Consider the following 21101-nt stretch of genomic DNA (forward strand, 5'->3'; position numbering starts at 1 on the left):
AAAGATCAACAGGCCCTAAACTAAAATAACTTTTTCTGAACTTCTATTGATCTAAATCACAAATACCACTAACACAAGTAGGGTTTTTTGGTTAAACTGCCGCCTTATTTTCTACTCATTTGCGGATCTAATTTTTACTCTTGAAAGCTAAAAAGCAACTCAAAAAACTCGTATTTGCCATTTTAGCTTGGTGCTTTGCCATGGCTGCATTTGTGTTTTTCCGATATGCACAAACCCCTGAATTACCACAATGGGCTGTGGGTAATGGTGATCTAGCCACTTTGGCCATCTTTATGGGCTGCGTATTTGGTTGCTTACATTGGATGTCAAATTTGATCGCTGACTTTAGTGCAATTAGTCGGTTGCCTTATATTTTTTCGGTCATGTTTAAAGGGTTGTTCTTACTATTAGGGGCAACCACTATTGCTTATTTAACCCAGTACTTAAACATGTGGGCAATTGAAAACCATATGATCACTTTAAGGCAAATGCTAACCGCTCACGTGCTTTATAGTCCCTCTTTTCAGGCTTTAGTTATTTACTTAGTTGTCGTTAGAGTCGGCTTAGCCTTTATTGAGCAAATGGCTTTATTAGTTGGCCCTAGAGTATTATTAAATATTGGCCTTGGTAAATACCATAAACCTCGCTATGAGCAACGGCTATTTTTATTTTTAGACATGGCGTCATCCACCTCTCATGCTGAGTCGCTCGGTGATTATCGATTTTCACGTTTGATCCAAGATAGCTTTAGTTTACTGGCTGATACCGTGATAAAAAATGATGCTGAAATCTATCGTTATATGGGAGATGCGGTGCTCATTTATTGGCCACTTGAAGAAGGGATAAAAGAAGATCGTTGTTTAAACATTTACTTTGAGTTTTGTACTGAACTTCAATGGCAAAGACAATATTTTGAAAAACAATATGGCTTCGTGCCTAAATTCAAAGCTGCCGCCCATTGTGGCCAAGTCGTTGCTGCGGTTGTAGGCGTACATAAACAAGAAATTAGTTTCTTTAGCGATGTACTAAACACACTAGCTAGACTACAAGATCAATGTAACCCACTAGGCCAAAGAATGCTGTTGTCAGGCGATGTCGCCCATCGCCTTGAACAACAGGACAGTCTTTACCAGCTTAAAGATTTAGGTTTAGTACAACTCAAAGGCAAGCAACACCCTATTGAAGTCTATGCTGTCAGCACCAAACAAAAATCTGCCTGACTTTAAACAGTGCACAAGGTCCTTGTTAATATTGCATAGCGATCAGGTTTTCTCATCACAGGGTTAAATAACAATATTAGGGCTTAATCATAGCTTGAGGCATTAATTTTTGCTGCATTGCCAAGCCTAAAGTCCTAAAGGTGCTAATCCGGCTAGTTGTTTGACGCCATACTAAGCCAATCTCACGGTATGGCGCCTCACCTGGCGGATCAATCACTTTAAGTTCTGTGTCGTTTAAGATCCCCGCATCAATTGCCATCTGTGGTAAAAAGGTTGTCCCTAATTTACTGTCCACCATTTGCACTAAGGTGTGCAGACTCGTTGCTGCGAAAGGATTTATTTTTGCGCTATTACTCAGCTGACATGCGGTAATAGCATGGCCAGTAATACAGTGTTCAGCCTGTAAGAGAAAGATACTTTCATCTGGCATTGATTGGTAATCAATCGGCTGTATGACATCATGGGATAAATCTCGGTGCATTACCATTTTAAAAAGGTCAATACCCACTTTCATACTATGAAACCCACTAGTATCGACAGGTAATGCCAGAATCAATAAATCTAGCTCCCCCTTAGCTAAAGCATCGAGTAAACGTTCCGTAGTATCTTCTTTTAATAATAACGATAACAATGGGTAGTCTTTTTGACATAGTTTGACCACTCGACTAAGCAAAAATGGCGCAATAGTAGGAATACAGCCTAAGCGTATTTCCCCTGTCATAGGTGCACCTTGGTTTTTCACCAATTCAACTAAGTCATCTACATCGGTCAAAATATTGCGAGCTCGCTCAACAACTTCTTCACCGATTGCAGTGAACATGAATGATTTATGATCTCGTTCAATCAATTGATAACCAAGCTGCTCTTCTAAATTCTGAATACCACTGGACAAGGTCGATTGGCTAACAAAACACAATTTGGCTGCACGGTTAAAATTTTGCTCTTGATGTAAGTTAGTCAGGTAATACAGATTTTTTAGACTGGGAAGACTTTTCATATAATCGATTATATCAAGGGATAGTAATTTGAATAATGAATTAACCGAGGTAGAAAAACAAGATGTACATGGTGAACAAACACACAAAACTAAAAAAGTAGAAAAAAATACCCCTATGCATAAGGGGTATTGATATTAGAGTATCTCACTAAATAAGCTGAAATTCGCTTAAGCTTTAGCTTGTAAAAATAACTTAAGTTGCTGTAAATCGCTTTCAGCATGCGCAACTATTTCAGCTAACCATGTTTTATGCTCATCTGCCCACTTAGCTTCTTCGCCATGTTGTAGTAGTTGGGCAAACTGTTGAATACGCTTTAAACCAACGGAGCCTGCAGCACCTTTAAACTTATGTGCTTCAGAACATAAGGCCTCTTTATCAGCGGCATCGTTAGCTTTAATCAAACAACCAAGATACTCAGGCATTAACTGTTCGAACAACACAACACTTTTCAATAATGTGCCTGCACCGATTGCACTGATATATTGCTCAAGCGTGTTCAAATCCAAAATAGCATCTAACGTTGTTACGGACATTTAGGGCACCTCTAATTAGTTTAAAATTCTAAGTCTAAGCCTATAAAATTAGCTTTATAATACCCCGTCCTTGTCCCTATGCAAGCTTTGCTAGATGTAAGCCCCTTAAACCATCTGCTAGCAACATTTTGATAACAAATAAATAAACAACCTTATCCCATGCTTAAAAAAACATCTTAACAATTCGCACAACAATCCTGCTTTAAGATGATAAAAATAGCACTACACAATGACGCTAGGCTGACATAATCGACTATTGAAAGAGTTTACCCCTTCCATTACGGCTACATTTTACAGTCCGCTACACTGATTAATTAAATATATTAACTCAACCTATAAATGACATCGCACTAAATGTCTAATTAAGCTATTTTATAAAAAATAGCTTAAGGTATTGAAGTAAATCAAACAGCCATTTTAGACTTGAATCAAAGAAATCTAACTCAACCACTGACAACATTGAGGTAAACCAGCTTTTTGGTAAATGTTTTAAACAAAACCCTACATTTAAAATTACCAAAAGTGAATATTTAGTCATAACAGCGCTAAGCACCCCTCCCAACTGTATTTGAAATAAAATTCACTATTTTTATTTCAAAAACAATTCAAGGCCATTGTTACCAAAAAGTTACCAAACCAAAGGTAAAATTCTAAAATTCTTTTTATTCATAAGGTTATACGAATAATACTGCAGTTTACGTTAACGTAAACCTGATGCAATGTTACAGTTATTCAGTAATAAAATTTCACAAACATGCAATAATTACGTTTGACCTTTGTACAAACTCAGTTTAATTTGAGAGGTTCGGGTGCATATCTATGGAATATCTTCACATTTACCCCGAGTCGTATCTAGTTAGAGGTTTTAGGGGGTTTTTTGTATGAGCTTATATCATCCCAGTTTCGAGCGGGACAATTGCGGGTTTGGATTGATTGCACAAATGGATGGCGATGCCAGCCATAGAATCGTGCGCACTGCAATTCATGGACTCGATCGCATGAAACACCGTGGTGGTATTGCAGCCGATGGACGTACAGGTGATGGCTGCGGTTTATTAATGCAGATGCCCACCGAATTTTTTGAAGCAATAGCTGCTGAGAATGACTGGCATTTAAGTCGTAAATTTGCTGTCGGAATGTTTTTTCTAAGTCAAGATCAGCAAAAAGCTGACGAAGCTAAGTTTATTTTAGAAAAAGAATTACAACGTGAAACATTAAGTGTTGCAGGCTGGCGTAAAGTGCCAATCAACCCTGACGTACTGGGTGAAATAGGCCGTAACAGTTTGCCACAAATTTACCAGGTGCTAATTAATGCACCTGTAGGTTGGCGAGAGAAAGACTTAGAACGCCGCTTATATATGGCACGTCGCCGTCTTGAGCAACAAATTACTAATGACGATGACTTTTATGTCGCCAGTTTATCGGGTCAGGTTATTGTCTATAAAGGCTTAATGATGCCGGCTGATTTACCGTCATTTTATAGCGACCTTGCTGATATAAGATTAAAGAGTGCTATTTGTTTATTCCACCAACGCTTTTCAACTAACACATCACCTAAGTGGCCTTTAGCCCAGCCGTTTCGTTATTTAGCTCACAATGGTGAAATTAATACCATTACCGGTAATCGCCAATGGGCTCGTGCACGTGCTTACAAGTTTAATTCACCTTTGTTGCCTGATTTACAGCAAGCGGCTCCCTTTGTGAATGAAACCGGTTCTGATTCATCATCGTTAGATAACATGTTAGAAATGTTGTTATCAGGCGGAATGGACTTGTACCGCGCAATGCGCTTACTTATTCCACCAGCGTGGCAGTCAAATCCAGAAATGGATGATGAGTTAAAAGCATTTTATGACTTTAACTCTATGCACATGGAACCATGGGATGGCCCTGCGGGTATCGTGATGACCAATGGTCGTTATGCTGCTTGTGCCGTTGACCGTAACGGTCTGCGCCCTTCTCGTTATGTGATCACTAAAGACCGTATTCTCACTCTAGCGTCAGAAGTGGGCATTTGGGATTATGCTGCTGATGAAGTGATTGAAAAAGGCCGTGTAGGCCCTGGTGAGCTGTTAGTGCTTGATACGCTTAACGGTCGCTTACATCAATCATTTGAAATTGATAACGATTTAAAGCGTCGCCACCCATATAAAGAATGGATGGCCAAAAACAGCCAAACTTTGGTACCTGCAGAAAGCATCGATCCATCAAAACAAGGCTCAAGCCGTTTTGATGCTAAAACTTTATTGCAGTATCAAAAACAATTTGGCTTTACCCGTGAAGAACTTGAACAAGTTATTTGGGTATTAGCCAGCAAAGGCGAAGAAGCGATAGGCTCAATGGGTGATGATACCCCAATGGCGGTGTTGTCGAAAAAATCACGCTCATTATATGATTATTTCCGTCAAAAATTTGCCCAAGTCACTAACCCACCAATTGACCCATTACGTGAAAAGCACGTGATGTCATTGGCCACTTGTGTGGGCCGTGAACAAAACCTGTTTAGCGAAACCACAGGTAATGCTTACCGCGTAATGTTTAACTCGCCCATTTTATTGTTTAGCGATTTTAATCAATTATTGGGATTAGACAGCACCAACTACCGCGCTAACACAGTTGACTTAAACTACGACGCCCATGAAACACTTGAGCAAGCGATTCATCGTATTACCGATGAAGCTGAACGTTTAGCCCGTAGCGGTACAACCTTGCTCATTTTATCTGATCGCGCTGTAGACCAAAAAGCGCAGGTTATTCCTGCTGCAATGGCCGTAGGCGCGGTACAAACACGTTTAGTCGATAAGAGCTTACGTTGCGACACTAACATCATTGTTGAAACGGCATCGGCACGTGACCCGCATCATTTTGCGGTACTAATAGGCTTTGGTGCGACGGCAATTTATCCGTACCTGGCGTATGAATCAATTGCCGCAATGGCCAAAAAACATGCCATAGACGATGTGACCAGCTTAATGCTTAACTTCCGTTATGGCATTGAAAAAGGCCTACGTAAGATTATGTCTAAAATGGGTATCAGCACCGTTGGATCGTATCGTTGTAGCCAACAGTTTGAAGCTGTCGGTTTAGCCAGCGATGTGATTGAATTATGCTTTAAAGGCGTGATAAGTCGTATTGAAGGCGCAAGCTTTAGCCATATTGCTGATGATCAAAAAATACTCCATACCGCGGCATATCGTGCACATGTGCCATTGCCACAAGGTGGATTACTTAAGTATGTTGAAGGGGGTGAATACCACAGCTTCAACCCTGATGTTGTAAACACACTGCAAGCATCGCTTAAAAATAAAGATTACCCCGCTTACAAGCAATTTGCCAAATTAGTGGATGAGCGCCCAATTGCCACCCTTCGTGATCTCATTGGCGTAAAAGGCACTCAAGCAGCAATCGCATTAGATAAAGTTGAAGATGCCAGTCATTTATTTAGCCGATTTGACAGCGCCGCAATGAGTATTGGTGCATTAAGCCCTGAAGCGCATGAAGCGCTTGCTGTTGCCATGAACCGCTTAGGTGGTCGCTCTAACTCTGGCGAAGGTGGAGAAGATGCTAGCCGCTTTAACACTGAGCGTAACTCTGCCATTAAACAGGTCGCCTCGGGTCGCTTTGGGGTTACAGCCCACTACTTAGTTAATGCTGATGTACTGCAAATTAAAGTTGCTCAAGGTGCTAAGCCAGGTGAAGGCGGTCAATTACCAGGCCATAAGGTCAGTGTTGAAATAGCCGGATTACGTCATGCTCGTCCGGGTGTGACGCTTATTTCACCTCCACCACACCATGATATTTATTCCATTGAAGATTTAGCTCAGCTAATTTTTGATTTGAAGCAAATTAATCCAACCGCACTGGTCTCAGTCAAACTCGTATCTGAACCAGGTGTTGGCACCATTGCAACCGGTGTGGCTAAAGCCTATGCCGATATGATCACCATTTCAGGCTATGACGGCGGTACTGGCGCGAGTCCGATCACATCGGTGAAGTATGCTGGCTCTCCATGGGAATTAGGCCTAGCTGAAGTGCAGCAGTCGTTAGTTGAAAATGGCTTACGTCATAAAATTCGCTTACAAGTTGATGGCGGCTTAAAAACCGGTACCGATGTTATCAAAGCGGCACTGTTAGGGGCTGAAAGTTTTGGTTTTGGCACAGTTCCGATGATCGCATTAGGCTGTAAATATTTACGTATTTGTCACCTTAATAACTGCGCTACCGGTATTGCTACTCAAGATAAAAACCTGCGTGATAACCATTATCATGGTTTGCCTGAACGGGTAATGACTTACTTTGAATTTGTTGCCCAAGAAGTACGTGAATGGATGGCTGTACTGGGTGTGAGTCAATTTGAAGACTTAGTGGGTCGTAGCGAATGGTTATATGCACTTGAAGGCCAAACTGCTAAACAGCAAGGTTTGGACTTATCGCCAATTCTCTATAAACCAGTGGTACCAAGTACCTCGTCATTAACGTGGAAAGAAATTAACCCGCCATCAGATATTGGTCAATTGAACCAAACGCTGCTAGCGGATTGCAAAAAAGCGGTTGATGAAGGTGATGTTTTTGCCTATCAATACGCCATCAATAATACCGACCGTTCAGTTGGCGCAGCACTATCGGGTTATATAGCCAAGTTACATGGTGTTGCTGGCACTAAAGAACCTATATCACTCGGTTTTAGTGGTAGTGCAGGTCAAAGTTTTGGGGTATGGAACAGCCCAGGACTCAACTTAAAACTGTGCGGAGATGCCAACGACTACGTCGGAAAAGGTATGTCTGGTGGCAAGATTGTGATCCACCCACCCATCGGCAGTCCATTCCAGTCTGAGCGTAGCGCGATTATCGGCAACACCTGCTTATATGGTGCAACTGGCGGTAAGTTATTTGCAGCAGGTCAAGCTGGTGAGCGATTTGCCGTGCGTAACTCAGGTGCCATTGCGGTTGTTGAAGGTTTAGGCGACAACGGCTGTGAATATATGACCAGCGGTATTGTAGTGGTACTGGGTAAAACTGGCGTTAACTTCGGTGCCGGTATGACAGGCGGCTTTGCTTATGTATTTGATCAATATGGCCGCTTCAATCGCCGTGTCAATACTGAGTTAGTCGATACCTTAAAAGTCGAGTCAACGATTCATCGTCAGCACTTAAAAGGCTTAATTGAAACCCATGTTGCTGAAACAGGTAGTGAACATGCCAATATGATTTTAAGTGACTTTGACAATTGGATTGACTGCTTTGTAATGGTTAAACCTAAAAATATTGCCGTTGCTGATCTGTTAAAAATCGAGCAGAAAAACCCTGAATTAGCTGTTAAGGCGGGATAATAAACATGAGTAATGATTTTCAATTTATCGAAGTGGGCCGTGTTGATCCAACCAAGCACGCCGCAGAAAAACGTGCGACTCAGTTTATTGAGATTTATCAGCCGTTCACCCAACCACAAGTCAGCTCTCAGGCCGATCGCTGTCTAGACTGTGGTAACCCATATTGTGAGTGGAAATGTCCACTGCATAACTACATCCCTAACTGGCTAGAATTAGCCAAGCAAGGGCGCATAATGGAAGCGGCTGACTTGGTGCATGAAACCAATACGTTACCTGAAATTTGTGGCCGAGTGTGTCCACAAGACCGTTTATGTGAAGGCGCATGTACGCTAAACGATGATTTTGGTGCAGTGACCATCGGCAGCGTAGAAAAATACATTACCGATACCGCCATTGCCCAAGGCTGGCGACCAGACTTATCTAATGTCACTCCACGTAAAGAGCGTGTGGCGATTATTGGTGCCGGCCCAGCAGGTCTTGGTTGTGCTGACATTCTTGCCCGTAACGGCGTGCAAGCGGTAGTTTATGACAAATACCCACAAATTGGCGGCCTGCTTACTTATGGTATTCCATCATTTAAGCTAGATAAAACCGTAATGGCGACTCGCCGCTCGGTGATGGAAGGCATGGGTATCCAATTTAAATTGAATACCACTATTGGTAAAGACATCAGCTTTCAAAGTCTTTTAGACCAGTACGATGCGGTATTCTTAGGCATGGGAACTTACACGGCTATGCCAGCTAAATTGCCTAATGAAGATGCCACCGGAGTATTACAAGCCTTACCTTATCTTATTGGCAACACCCACAAAGTCATGGGCACAAGTGACGACAGCACACCTTACATTAGCTTAGAAGGTAAAAATGTTGTGGTACTTGGCGGTGGTGATACTGCAATGGATTGTGTTCGTACAGCGGTACGCCAAGGTGCAAAAAGCGTTACCTGTGCTTATCGTCGTGATGAAGCTAACATGCCAGGTTCTGTGCGCGAAGTACAAAATGCCCGCGAAGAAGGAGTTAAGTTCCTTTTCAATCGTCAGCCTGTAGCGGTTACTGCTGATAATGGTGTGGTAGTGGGTATTGAATGTGTAGAAACCCAAATGGGTGAAGCAGATGCCTCTGGACGTCGACGCGCTGAAGTTGTACCAGGCAGTGAGCAAGTGCTAGAAGCTGACGCGGTTATCGTGGCATTTGGTTTCCAAGCCAGCCTGGCTGCTTGGTTTGAAGATTTTGGTATCGAAACCAATGAATGGGGATTAGTTAAAGCCAAAAAATCTGATGCCAATCCATTCCAAACCACTAACCCAAAAGTATTCGCTGGTGGGGATATGGTCAGAGGATCCGACTTAGTGGTTACCGCCATTGCCGAAGGCCGTGATGCTGCATTAGGCATTTTAAACTTTATTGACTAAACAAAAGAGTTCGCTTGTGAATTTGCACACCCTCGGGTGTGCTTTTTTTATCTACTGATAGTAGATAACCTTGGTAATGAGGATAATAAAATATCGACAAGTCCTGTTACAAACTCACATACTGATTAGCGACTTATTAATAACAACCTTGTTTGAACATAGCGTATGATAAATTACCGTTTTTTGAATCTTTTATAACAACAAATTTATTCCCAATATAACAATAAAGGAGCCACGCACGATGGCCTTACTAACATTAACTTGCCTTAGATCCCCCTTGAATAACGCCCTATTAGTTGCTTTAGGGTTATCATTTTCAAGTGCTGCTTTAGCACAAGATACCCTTATCATTGCCGATGCTTATGTGGATGTAGCCAAGGGTAAAACGGTTAAAGATGTGGCGATTATTGTCACCGACAGTAAAATCAGTAAAGTTGCTAAACAAGCTGACATCAACAATAAACAGAATTACACCGTCATTGATTTAAGCGGTAAAACCCTAGTACCAGGGGTGATGGACATGCATGTGCATTTATCCGGTGATGCTGATGATAACTTCCTTGAAGCTCAAAATGATTCAGTGCCACGCCAAACAGTAAAAGCCGTTAAAAATGCCCAAAAAACCTTGATGGCCGGTTTTACCACAGTACGTGATTTAGGTGCATCCGGTTACTCGGTGATCGCCACGCGTGACGGCATTAATGCCGGCGATATTGTTGGGCCGCGCATTTGGGCTGTTGGCCATGCCATTAGTGTTACCGGAGGACATTGTGACGATAACTTTTCAGCACCCGAAAAGCATGCAAAGGCGCAGGGTGTAGCAGACGGTCCATGGGCCGTACGCGCCAAAGTGCGTGAAAACATCAAGTATGGCGCTAATGCGATAAAGATATGTGCCACTGGCGGTGTATTTTCAAAAGGCACTCAGGTTGGTATTCAGCAGTTAAGCGATGAAGAAATTAAAGCGGCTGTTGATGAAGCGCATATGCAAGGCATGGTTATTGCGGCACACGCCCATGGCACTAGCGGTATTAAAGCGTCAATCAAAGCAGGAATTGACAGCATTGAGCATTGCAGCTTTATGGATGCCGAAACGATTAAAATGGCCATTGATGCTGGCACTTACTTGTCGTGCGATATTTATAACACCGAGTACACCTTAGCATTTGGTGCTGCTAATGGCGTACCAGAAGCCAATATCAATAAAGAAAAATTGGTATCACAGGCGCAACGAGACAGCTTTAGAAAAGCAGTAAAAGCCGGTGCAAAAATGGTATTTGGCTCTGATGCGGCTATCTATCCCCACGGCGATAATGGCAAACAGTTTTCACGCATGGTGACATTCGGAATGACTCCTGCCCAGGCCTTACAAGCAGCGACCATTAATAGTGCTGCACTATTAAAGCAACAGGACTTAGGCCAATTAAAAGTGGGCTTTTTAGCCGACATTATAGCCGTTGATGGCGATCCACTTGAAAATATCAGCTTGATGGAAAACGTCAGCTTTGTTATGAAAAACGGCATTATTTATAAGCAATAACCGATATAGAAATAATCTTCAGCAAGAAACAACAAGGTGCGACTCATGTCGTGCCTTTTTTTATCGGTTTACCTGTGATTGAGCTTTTCACAAAGCAGACCTCGACATGGTATATTATTGGCTTAATCAATTGGTATAAAACTGTTTAAGGTTACCCCATGAAAATTGGTATTATCGGCGCTATGGAGCCCGAAGTCGTTCATCTTGTTCAAGCTATTCATTCTCCAGCCCATACCACCATTGCTGGAATTGAATTCATTAGCGGTAAAATTGCTGGTAAAGATGTCGTTGTCACACGTTCTGGTATTGGTAAAGTAGCGGCAAGTATTGCAACAACGCTATTAATTGAAAAGTTTTCAGTCAGTCATGTAGTTAACACCGGCTCTGCTGGTGGATTTGTTGATGACTTAGCCATTGGTGATATTGTGATTTCATCAGAAGTTCGCCATCACGATGTTGATGTGACGGCATTTGGTTATGAAATTGGTCAAATGGCACAGCAACCTGCGGCATTTATTCCTGATGCTGAATTAGTGAAAGCAGCGCAACAAGCGGTTTCATCTCTGGGCGAAGTCAAAGCGATTGAAGGGTTAATTTGTACTGGCGATAGCTTTATTTGCGACCCTGAGCGCACGAAAGTGATGCGAGCTAACTTTCCAACAATGGCGGCATGTGAAATGGAAGGCGCTGCTATTGCACAGGTGTGTCATCAATTTAACACTCCTTTTGTGATCATCCGCTCACTGTCTGATAATGCAAATAATGACTCACCGGTTGATTTTGACTCGTACATTATTAAAGCTGGGCAACATTCGGCCATGATGGTCATTGCACTGTTACAACAATTGTAATTTTACAGCTATTGTAATATTAAATATGATTAGCTTTTAACGGCATAAGCTTGCAACGGATATCCACATTAGTATGAACAATCTACTTTTGCAAAATGAGTTCATACAAGGCTGCTTAGTGCTAATAGCATCTATTGCTGCGGCGCAACTTGCACCACTGCCTAAGCACTGGCTTCCCTGGTTATGGTTTAGGTTATTAGCAAATCAATTAGCGGCTAAGGTTAATCACCTTAACCGCTCTGTTTCACAACAGATGACTGCGGGGATCTTAGCGACGCTATTGTTAGTTATCCCCATCACCACCATCACAGCTTTTTTTCTTGAACTTGCTGCCTATGGCTGGTTTTTTGACTTTCTAATACTGTACTGCAGCATTAGCGACTACCAATTCACTCATCAAGCAAAGCGTATTCAAGCGGCGCTAGAAAAAGGCAACAATGCCTCCGCTAAAGTCATATTAGCACCTTGGGTCAGTCAAAGTACCCAGCGACTATCCAGTGTTGGCTTGTGTAAAACCACTATCGAAAAAACACTGATTGCGCCTGTTTACGGCAGTGTTGCCACAGTCCTATTTTTTGCTTTAGGTGGCTCAACTATGGTTATTGCGGCACACTTACTTAAACAACTAGAACAGTGCTGGCCAACCTATCATCCTAATTTTGTCAATTTTTCTAGCTTTATTGGCCAATTTAATCGCTTACTGTTTTTTATCCCTAGATTATTATGGCAGTTTTCATTAGCAATACAGTTTGGTCAACTTGGTGTTAAAAGCATAGTTGTTACAGATAAGGTCACTCAAGGACTAAATAATGACTTTAGTGTGATACATCTAGGGGCTAATTTACTCAAAACTGAACTTGGCGGGCCACAACAATTTATACTGCCATCAGCTTCACAAAAACTCAGTTATACAAATGGGGCTGCTGAAACTGTTTTTGAAAAAGTGGCTTTAGCCAAAGTATTAGCCGGCCCACTCCCCCACTACCAGCATATTCATATTGCGATCAAGGCGGCCCAGAATGGTAAATTTTTCTTCTTAGCATTAGCTATTTTATTGCCTTTGTTATGGGCATTGCTGCAAAATATGTAAATCGTTAGCCAAAAGCGGTATTATCCGCGGCTGCTTGTTTTATATACCCTCGTTTATAGGAAAGTGACCTTGTTCGATAATTTACATGTTTCATTAACCACGCCGGCTTTGCTATTTCCGGCCATCTCATTACTTTTGCTGGCATATACCAATCGTTTTTTTGCACTAGCGGCACTTATCCGCCAGCTAAGTGAACGAGGTAAACCTGTCAATGACGAGCAAATAAAAAACCTTAAACAACGCATTAATCTTATCCGCAAGATGCAGGAAGCGGGTGTGAGTAGTTTTGCTTTATGCGTGTTATGCATGATTTTTCTTTATACTGGATTTAATCAAGTTGGCTCAGTTATCTTTGGCCTAAGTTTGCTGTTGTTACTCTATTCTTTGATTTTATCTGTGATTGAAATTCGCATTTCGGTTGATGCACTTAATATTCACCTTAAAGAGTTAAGTAAATGAGCCAATGGATTTACTTTTTTGACCTCTGCGGTACTGCTGTATTTGCACTATCTGGGGCCTTGGCTGCAGGAAAGCATCGTATGGACCCTTTCGGCGTAACGGTATTAGCCTCTGTGACTGCGATTGGCGGCGGCAGTATCCGTGACACATTATTAGGCTCCACACCGGTTTTTTGGATTACCGATCCCAATTACATCATAGTGATCCTCGCGACCGTGGTTGCTTGTTTGATCCTGGTCCGCAAGCCCCATAAGTTACCCAACATCACCCTGCCTGTGGCCGATGCTCTAGGCTTAGCCCTGTTTACGGTTATTGGTGCTCAAAAAGCATTACTACTGGGTCATTCTGGCATGATTGCTGTTGTAATGGGATTAATAACCGGCGTTGGCGGTGGTATAATTCGAGATGTATTATGTCGACAAGTTCCCATGGTATTACGGACAGAAATTTATGCTACAGCTTCTATTATTGGCGGGATCTGTTATACCTTGAGCTTACTGTCAGGAATAGATAGTATGACTTCGATGTTCTTAGCTATGGCTAGCACGCTCATCATTAGATTAAGTGCAATCCGCTGGCATCTTTCCTTACCTGCATTCGATTTAAAAACAAAGAGACCTTGATGTGCGTTTAATTAGCCTACTATTTAGCTTACTATTGAGTTTTCAAACTCATGCGAATATTGGTGATATGCCAGCAGAACAACAGCTTGCAATTCAATATGTTGAGGCCTATACCAGCCATGATTTTAAAACGTTAAAAAAGTTTTATACCCGTGAGAGCATATTTTTTGATAAAACTGCTGGGGTAGAATATAAAGGTGAGCGCCAGATTATTGCTTTCCTCACCCGTGCCTATGAAGGTGTACTTGAATACCGACTGAATATAGAACATATGTTCAATAATGGCGCTATTATCGTCATAATTGGCAGCTATAGCTTACGTGGTCCAGGTGATCAATATGGTAAACCCGATAAAATTATTGATATTGCGGTTCCAGGGGTCACCACCTTAAAATTTGATATGAAAACCCAACGCTTAATCGAACATATGGATTTGATGGACTACCAAACAATGGCTGACCAACTAGAATCTCAGTAATCTATTAGTCCCTCCAGTGTTTCGATGGGCTTCTTCAATATCGAACATAACTCCCCCAAAAAACGATTAAATTCAGATAATAAAAAAGGCTCATAAGAGCCTTTTTTATTGAACACAGAATCTGACTTAATTCAGCACGACTTTGGCAAACTTGCGTTTGCCAACCTGCACTACAGCTTCAAAACCTGCGTTAAACACTTGACGACTATCTTCTACTTTTTCACCATCAAACTTCACAGCACCTTGCTTTATCATGCGCATACCGTCAGAAGTAGACCCAACTAAACCGGCATCTTTAAGTAAGTTAGCAATCGCTAACCCTTCACCAGCAGCAAGTGTTACCGTTTCAATGTCTTCCGGAATCGCGCCTTTTTGGAAACGATTGATAAATTCCTGGTGGGCAGCTTCAGCTGCTGCTTCATTATGGAAACGGGCAATAATTTCTTTGGCTAAGGTAATTTTAATATCACGCGGATTAGTGCCATTTTCCATATCCAACTTAAAACCAGCAATCTCTTCTAGCGGACGGAAAGACAGTAACTCAAAATAACGCCACATCAAGTCATCTGATATGGACATAATTTTGCCAAACATTTCATTTGCAGGCTCACTCACACCAATATAGTTGTGAGCTGATTTAGACATTTTTTTCACACCGTCCAAACCTTCAAGCAGCGGCATCATAATCACAGTTTGTGGTTTTTGACCTTCTGCTTTTTGTAATTCACGTCCCATCAGTAGATTAAACTTTTGGTCAGTACCACCTAATTCGACATCGGCTTGTAACGCTACCGAATCGTAACCTTGCAGTAGTGGGTACATAAATTCATGGATCGCAATAGATTGCCCAGAAGCATAACGTTTTTTAAAGTCATCACGCTCCATCATACGCGCAACCGTTTGCTGTGAAGCTAAACGGATCATACCTGCGGCACCTAATGGCTCTAACCAGCTAGAATTAAACTCAATACGTGTTTTAGCGGGATCCAAAATCTTATAAACTTGCTCTTTATAGGTTTCAGCATTAGCAAGTACTTGCTCACGTGTTAGTGGCGGACGAGTGCTATTTTTGCCGCTAGGGTCGCCAACCATGCCAGTAAAGTCACCGATCAAGAAAATGACTTCATGACCAAGCTCTTGGAAGGTACGCATTTTATTTAAAATGACAGTATGCCCTAGATGGATATCTGGCGCGGTAGGATCTGCGCCTAACTTAATCCTAAGAGGTCGTCCTTCTTTAAGTTTTTCAATGAGATCAGCCTCAAGTAAAATTTCATCCGTACCACGTTTGATCTCTGCCAACACTTGATCTAATTCAGCCATCTCTACTGCAACTCCTAGAGCGTAATCATTAACAAATAAAAATAAAGAGGACTATGTTACTTGTTAGCCACAGCAAATGAAAGAGTGTACACTTACCGGATAACAACAAGAGTGGGAAATTGGTAACTGAGTCAATGGCAAAGCTGATTACAATATTTAAGTTGCTGCCTAAAGCACATCAAATAGCCTTAGCTACATTAGCTATATTTACTTCTTTAATTTTGGTATTTCCATCAGAAGATGCCCAAGCTTCTAAGCGGACATCAACAGATGGGTTATCATCGCTAACAACCGACTCAAATCAGTCGGTACCATTAGCCTTTAGAAGCCCTAGCGCCCCAAAAGTAGCTAAAAAAAATACCCCATCATCGGCCCCCACTGCAGATGATGAAATTTTTGCTGCGCATTTAAATACCTTGTCGCCTGAATCAGAAACAGACCAAGTGATTAATAATATCGCTAGCGAGTTACAAGCTCAAAAACAGGCGATTCAACAAGCCAGTGAAGCGGTTGATCCTAATGCTCTGCATGCTGAATATTATGAAGTGGCAAAAGGCGACACATTAGGGGGGTTATTTAACCGTGCAGGGCTAACGGCTAAAGATGTATACGACATCACCAGTTTACCTATCGCGAAAAAGAATTTACTTAAAATTATTCCTGGTGAAGAAATTGCTATCAGCAAGAATGCCCAAGGCGAATTAGCCGAACTAAGTTACCGCATGGATAAAATATCGACTTTGGTTATCTCTAAAGCAAACGATAAATATCAAGAAGTCGTAAATAAAAAACAGTTAGAAACACGCCAATCTTTTATTACCGCCAAAATTAAAAGCAATTTCTGGACTGCGGCGGCTGATGCAGGTTTGTCGGCTAATCACATCATGCAACTTGCTAACATCTTAGGCTGGGACATAGATTTTGCGTTAGATATTCGTAAAAACGATCATTTTTCACTGATTTTTGAACAAGAATATGCCGATGGTCAGTTTATTCGTACTGGTAATATACTCGCGGTAGAATTTGTTAACCAAGGTGAGCGCTATACCGCCATTCGCTACAAAGACGGCCAGTATTATTCAGAAACAGGCAACAGCATGCGTAAACCATTTTTACGCTCACCGGTAGATTTTAAATACGTTAGCTCTAACTTTAACCCAAGACGACTGCATCCTGTAACGGGTCAAATAAAAGCTCACCGTGGGGTAGATTATGTTGCGGCTGTTGGTACGCCAATTAAAGCTGCTGGGCGAGGTAAAGTGGTTGAGGCGGGTTATAATCAATTTAATGGTAACTATGTGTTCATTAAACACAATGATACCTATACCACTAAGTATCTGCATTTAAATGCCCGTAAAGTTAAACGTGGCGATATAGTAAAACAAAGCCAAATTATTGGTACTTTAGGGCGCACAGGCCGCGTAACTGGCGCGCATTTACACTATGAGTTTATTGTCAATGGTGTACACAGAAATCCTAGAACGATTAATTTACCTAAGTCTGAACCCATTGAGCGCAGCGAAAGAGGCAAGTTTGAAAATGTGAGTAAGCTACTAATGGCTCAGCTAAAATCAAACCAAGCGCAAATGATTGCGAGTAACTAACTTTCCTAATATCTATCTAATTTATTAACTAATATAAGCTTGGATATCTTGCTTATATTAGTTAACCATCACTCTCATTCAAATTAAGGAAGTCTTTCATGTCTGAGCCAGAATATTATATTGGTCTTATGTCCGGCACGAGCATGGATGGTGTGGATGCAGTATTAGTTGATTTTAGCCACGGTTACCCGCAACTGGTTAGCGCACATACTGAAGAGATTCCAGGGCATTTACTTAGGGGGCTACAACGCCTTTGCCAACCTTCAACCGATGAAATTAACCGTTTAGGTAGACTAGATCGCAGCGTGGGTTTGTTATTTGCAAAAGCCGTTAATCAGCTACTAACCCACGCGAGTGTGAGTCCAAGTCAGGTTATCGCTATTGGATCGCATGGTCAAACGGTCAGACACATGCCTAATTTAGAAATGGGTTTTACCTTACAAATTGGCGACCCCAATACTATCGCGGTAGAGACGGGCATTGATGTTATTGCAGACTTTCGCCGTAAAGATATCGCATTAGGTGGCCAAGGCGCGCCATTGGTACCGGCTTTTCATCAACAAATTTTTGCTAAACCTGATACCCAACGGGTCATTTTAAATATTGGCGGTATTGCAAATATCACCTATCTTCCAGGTGATTCAAATAAAGTGATAGGTTTTGACACTGGCCCTGGTAATAATCTAATTGATGCTTTTATCCAGCAAGCCCAAGAGCTCCCTTTTGACAAAAATGGCGAATGGGCCGATTCAGGTAACTCAAACCCTGACCTATTAAAACAGCTTTTATCGCATTCTTATTTTTCGTTAGCTTACCCTAAAAGTACTGGACGAGAACTCTTCAACCAGGCGTGGCTTGAACAACAATTATCAGAATTTAGTCACTTAGATCAAGAAGACATTCAATCCACATTACTTGACTTAACTTGCCATAGCATAGCGAATGACGTTAACAAGCTAAGTGCTACAGGCGAGCTATATGTTTGTGGTGGCGGTGCACTGAACAAGGCACTAATGCGTCGACTCGCTTTGTTAGTACCTGGCTACAAAGTGGCCACAACAACGGACATAGGTATTGACCCTAAATGGGTTGAGGGATTTGCTTTTGCCTGGCTTGCCATGCGTCACCATCGCCAATTACCGGCTAACTTGCCCGCTGTCACAGGTGCAAGCAGAGAAGCGGTATTAGGTGGACGATATTCGGCAAAGTAATCTGCCATGATGCTATTTGATGCCCTAACAGGCTTAATTTAAGTTTAATTATTTGGATCTGTATCCATTTTAACAGACCCGATTTAAGTCCATTGGATTAATCATTTTGTGTTCATCGCCCAATACATAAAAGTCCGCTTACTGTGGACTTTTCTTTTTCAAATAATCCTGTCAGTGGTATCATGCGCCAATATTTAGTTTTTAATCGGCATATGGATACCTGTATTGCTGATTGCTGCCATATGAGAATCGCATGAGTATTAAACAAAAAAGTGTTGCCGAATTACTACAACTAACGCCTGAAGGCCGTTATGATTACATGATTGAACAAGTCAAAAGCCACAAAATGATTTGGTCTTTGCAAGACAGTGATGGCTGCGTCATGCTAACCACTGAAGATGAAGATTGTATTCCAATGTGGCCATCAGAAGAAACGGCTGCACTGTGGGCCGTTGATGACTGGAAAGACTGCGAGCCATTAGCCATTCCCCTTGATGAATTTCAAGAGCGTTGGGTGAGCGGCATGGAAGATGATGATTTATTTATTGCCGTATTCCCAGTTCAAGAAGATTTAGGTGTCGTTGTGCCACCTTTTGAAGTCGATCAACGCTTAACCTCTAAAGACACTACAAAGCACTAATACTAATGAATAATCCCATGGATGCTAAAGCTAAAGCCATAACCAATATCGCTGAAAATATATCACCGAGTATCGATACTGAAAAAATTAAGCCTGCTGTGGTAAAGCCAATACTGCCTAAACGTTTGACGGCATTGATGTTAATTTACACAGTGGCATCTATCAGTGGTTTAATGGCTGCTAATTCTGTTTCAGAGTTAAGTACTATGCTATGCCTATTAACGTTACTAATGGTTGTGGCGGTATTTGGCCGTCAAAAAGCAGCCCTGTATATGCTCAGAGGTTACAGCGTTTTGCAATTAGCATTTTACAGCTTTTTACCGGTACTTATGTATGATCCAGACAATTTAGTTGCCGGGCCTACCACAATGGATTTTGGTTTATTTCAAGCTGTGGTATCTGACTGGGTTATTTTTAGTGCATTGATTATTATAGGTATAATACAAGTTTGGATAAGCTTCAATGGTAAAGTTAAGGCGTGGTTTAAACCGCGACAAAATATGAATATCATGAGCTAATTAGCAACAACAAAAAAGCCGTCTAATGACGGCTTTTAGTTTTCTTGAACAATATTAATCAATAACACTGACTTATACCGAGAAACTTGCTCCACAACCACAAGTAGTCGTGGCATTGGGATTCTTAACAAAGAAGCGTGAACCTTCTAGGCCAGATGTGTAATCAACTTCGCCACCCATAAGATACTGTAAGCTCATTGGGTCAACCACTAACTGTACGCCTTGCTTTTCAATAGTGAAGTCACCTTCGTTCACTTTTTCATCAAAAGTAAACCCATACTGAAAACCTGAACAACCACCGCCGGTAACATAAACTCGCAGTTTTAATTCAGGGTTCTGCTCTTCTTCTAACAGCCCTTTTACCTTGGTCGCCGCAGCATCGGTAAATTGTATCGGCATTGCTGCATCAGTTTGTTCAGTCATTATTACCTCTTACTTCAATTTTCTGCTGCGAATTATCTAATACCTGACTGTTTTGTTCAAGTATTACCCGCGCTTCTTTTTTTACAGCCTGTGACTTACGTGCCTGTAGCAATGATATCTTCAATATTATACACCTGTTCAACCTCACCGCCTTTAATGCCACGGGCAGGTTTCACCTTCACTTTTACGTTAATGCGTTGCAAGGTAAAACCATCCGGCAAGGTAACATCGACATCCATTATATGGAAATATTTAAAGTCGATATTATATTTCTTATCGGTCAGTTTGGTTAAGTTTAACTCAGATACTTGATCGTTTTGTATTCCTATAAAATCAGCATCTACTGTCACCGTTAATTTAGCTTGACGTTTTTGTTGTTGGGTTAGAATCACTCTAAGTTGCTGCTGCCCTGGTAACATGCCGCGATTAAGCTCTACTCCGTGGATCATCACCCCTTCAACTTCTGCGTCAGGAACCATTAAACTACGATAAAACGATAACTCTTTTTCAAGACTTTTTTGATGAATTAATTGATCGCTGAACATTTGCTGCAAGTTTTTATTGGCTTCTTGCTCTATAGTAAGTGCAAGGTTACGACTGGCAAGGGTTTTAGCTTGTAGATCAAGCTCAAGTATTAGTTTACGTTTGCCACTTTCACTATTAGGTGCGGCTTCTGGAGCAAATGACAGCCAGATTTGATGACATAAGGCACCAGTGATAAATGCTATTAGCACTAATGTGATGAGATAAGTACTAGATGTGCGTTTTTTACGCTCAATTACTTTTAACTTATCCAGTAAACGATGGTAATTTAGCATTAGGTAACAAGCCCTTAATAAAATACAATG

The 21101-nt window shown here is 41.5% G+C and carries 19 protein-coding genes; 13 read left to right on the forward strand and 6 right to left on the reverse strand.

All coding sequences use genetic code 11. The annotated features are described in order from the left end of the window. The first annotated feature begins 200 nt into the window (after positions 1 to 200). Positions 201 to 1220, forward strand: a complete 1020-nt coding sequence (locus L0B17_RS15500) for an adenylate/guanylate cyclase domain-containing protein (RefSeq protein WP_235086033.1) — start codon at positions 201 to 203, stop codon at positions 1218 to 1220. Positions 1221 to 1296: 76 nt separating this feature from the next. Here L0B17_RS15500 and oxyR read toward each other — a convergent pair whose 3' ends face one another. Continuing rightward, positions 1297 to 2217, reverse strand: a complete 921-nt coding sequence (oxyR, locus tag L0B17_RS15505) for a hydrogen peroxide-inducible genes transcriptional activator OxyR (protein WP_235086035.1) — start codon at positions 2215 to 2217, stop codon at positions 1297 to 1299. Between the two features lie 168 nt (positions 2218 to 2385). Beyond that, the gene (locus L0B17_RS15510; protein ID WP_235086036.1) at positions 2386 to 2751 is read right to left on the reverse strand and encodes an Hpt domain-containing protein; all 366 of its coding nucleotides are present in this window, start codon (positions 2749 to 2751) and stop codon (positions 2386 to 2388) included. A gap of 881 nt (positions 2752 to 3632) precedes the next feature. Here L0B17_RS15510 and gltB point away from each other — a divergent pair. The 8 genes from gltB to L0B17_RS15550 all read left to right on the forward strand — a co-directional run bounded on the left by gltB (position 3633) and on the right by L0B17_RS15550 (position 14534). Continuing rightward, positions 3633 to 8081 (forward strand): glutamate synthase large subunit, encoded by a 4449-nt coding sequence (gene gltB, locus L0B17_RS15515; protein WP_235086038.1) that lies wholly within the window; start codon positions 3633 to 3635, stop codon positions 8079 to 8081. A gap of 5 nt (positions 8082 to 8086) precedes the next feature. After that, positions 8087 to 9493: an FAD-dependent oxidoreductase gene (locus L0B17_RS15520; protein WP_235086040.1), complete on the forward strand. Its 1407-nt coding sequence runs from the start codon at positions 8087 to 8089 to the stop codon at positions 9491 to 9493. A gap of 241 nt (positions 9494 to 9734) precedes the next feature. Then, entirely contained in the window at positions 9735 to 11033 is a 1299-nt protein-coding gene (locus L0B17_RS15525) for a Xaa-Pro dipeptidase (protein ID WP_235086042.1), read from the forward strand. A gap of 158 nt (positions 11034 to 11191) precedes the next feature. Continuing rightward, positions 11192 to 11884, forward strand: coding sequence for a 5'-methylthioadenosine/adenosylhomocysteine nucleosidase (locus L0B17_RS15530; RefSeq protein WP_235086043.1), 693 nt, complete (start codon positions 11192 to 11194; stop codon positions 11882 to 11884). Between the two features lie 73 nt (positions 11885 to 11957). Beyond that, the gene (locus L0B17_RS15535) at positions 11958 to 12974 is read left to right on the forward strand and encodes a cobalamin biosynthesis protein (protein ID WP_235086045.1); all 1017 of its coding nucleotides are present in this window, start codon (positions 11958 to 11960) and stop codon (positions 12972 to 12974) included. Between the two features lie 69 nt (positions 12975 to 13043). Next, on the forward strand, positions 13044 to 13433 hold the full coding sequence (locus tag L0B17_RS15540) for a DUF2721 domain-containing protein (protein ID WP_235086047.1): 390 nt from the start codon (positions 13044 to 13046) through the stop codon (positions 13431 to 13433). Next, entirely contained in the window at positions 13430 to 14056 is a 627-nt protein-coding gene (locus tag L0B17_RS15545) for a trimeric intracellular cation channel family protein (protein WP_235086048.1), read from the forward strand. The genes L0B17_RS15540 and L0B17_RS15545 overlap by 4 nt, the downstream gene beginning before the upstream one ends. Before the next feature lie 67 nt (positions 14057 to 14123). Next, positions 14124 to 14534, forward strand: a complete 411-nt coding sequence (locus L0B17_RS15550) for a nuclear transport factor 2 family protein (RefSeq protein ID WP_235089868.1) — start codon at positions 14124 to 14126, stop codon at positions 14532 to 14534. A gap of 126 nt (positions 14535 to 14660) precedes the next feature. Here the strand turns inward: L0B17_RS15550 and tyrS are convergent, their stop codons facing one another. Next, positions 14661 to 15857 carry a tyrosine--tRNA ligase gene (gene tyrS / locus L0B17_RS15555; RefSeq protein ID WP_235086050.1) on the reverse strand — a complete coding sequence of 399 codons (1197 nt, stop codon included), beginning with the start codon at positions 15855 to 15857 and terminating at the stop codon, positions 14661 to 14663. 134 nt (positions 15858 to 15991) lie between these two features. Here tyrS and L0B17_RS15560 point away from each other — a divergent pair, with 134 nt between their 5' ends. The 4 genes from L0B17_RS15560 to L0B17_RS15575 all read left to right on the forward strand — a co-directional run bounded on the left by L0B17_RS15560 (position 15992) and on the right by L0B17_RS15575 (position 19830). After that, positions 15992 to 17461, forward strand: a complete 1470-nt coding sequence (locus tag L0B17_RS15560; protein ID WP_235086052.1) for a peptidoglycan DD-metalloendopeptidase family protein — start codon at positions 15992 to 15994, stop codon at positions 17459 to 17461. A gap of 98 nt (positions 17462 to 17559) precedes the next feature. Continuing rightward, a complete protein-coding gene (locus L0B17_RS15565) occupies positions 17560 to 18672 on the forward strand; it encodes an anhydro-N-acetylmuramic acid kinase (RefSeq protein ID WP_235086054.1) in 1113 nt (370 codons plus the stop codon). 253 nt (positions 18673 to 18925) lie between these two features. Then, entirely contained in the window at positions 18926 to 19312 is a 387-nt protein-coding gene (locus L0B17_RS15570) for a DUF2750 domain-containing protein (protein WP_235086055.1), read from the forward strand. Positions 19313 to 19317: 5 nt separating this feature from the next. Beyond that, complete coding sequence (locus L0B17_RS15575; protein ID WP_235086057.1) at positions 19318 to 19830, forward strand: hypothetical protein; 513 nt, start codon at positions 19318 to 19320, stop codon at positions 19828 to 19830. 72 nt (positions 19831 to 19902) lie between these two features. Here L0B17_RS15575 and erpA read toward each other — a convergent pair whose 3' ends face one another. Genes erpA through L0B17_RS15585 form a run of 3 tightly spaced genes read right to left on the reverse strand, consistent with a single transcriptional unit; the run spans position 19903 to position 21071 of the window. Then, the gene (gene erpA / locus L0B17_RS15580; RefSeq protein ID WP_160053015.1) at positions 19903 to 20253 is read right to left on the reverse strand and encodes an iron-sulfur cluster insertion protein ErpA; all 351 of its coding nucleotides are present in this window, start codon (positions 20251 to 20253) and stop codon (positions 19903 to 19905) included. Then, the gene (locus tag L0B17_RS18130) at positions 20246 to 20377 is read right to left on the reverse strand and encodes a hypothetical protein (RefSeq protein WP_268834000.1); all 132 of its coding nucleotides are present in this window, start codon (positions 20375 to 20377) and stop codon (positions 20246 to 20248) included. Before L0B17_RS18130 ends, erpA begins: the two co-directional genes overlap by 8 nt. Then, positions 20349 to 21071 carry a DUF6776 family protein gene (locus L0B17_RS15585; RefSeq protein ID WP_235086059.1) on the reverse strand — a complete coding sequence of 241 codons (723 nt, stop codon included), beginning with the start codon at positions 21069 to 21071 and terminating at the stop codon, positions 20349 to 20351. The genes L0B17_RS18130 and L0B17_RS15585 overlap by 29 nt, the downstream gene beginning before the upstream one ends. Positions 21072 to 21101 lie beyond the last annotated feature (30 nt).

Source organism: Shewanella sp. OMA3-2 (assembly GCF_021513195.1).
GTDB lineage: Bacteria > Pseudomonadota > Gammaproteobacteria > Enterobacterales > Shewanellaceae > Shewanella.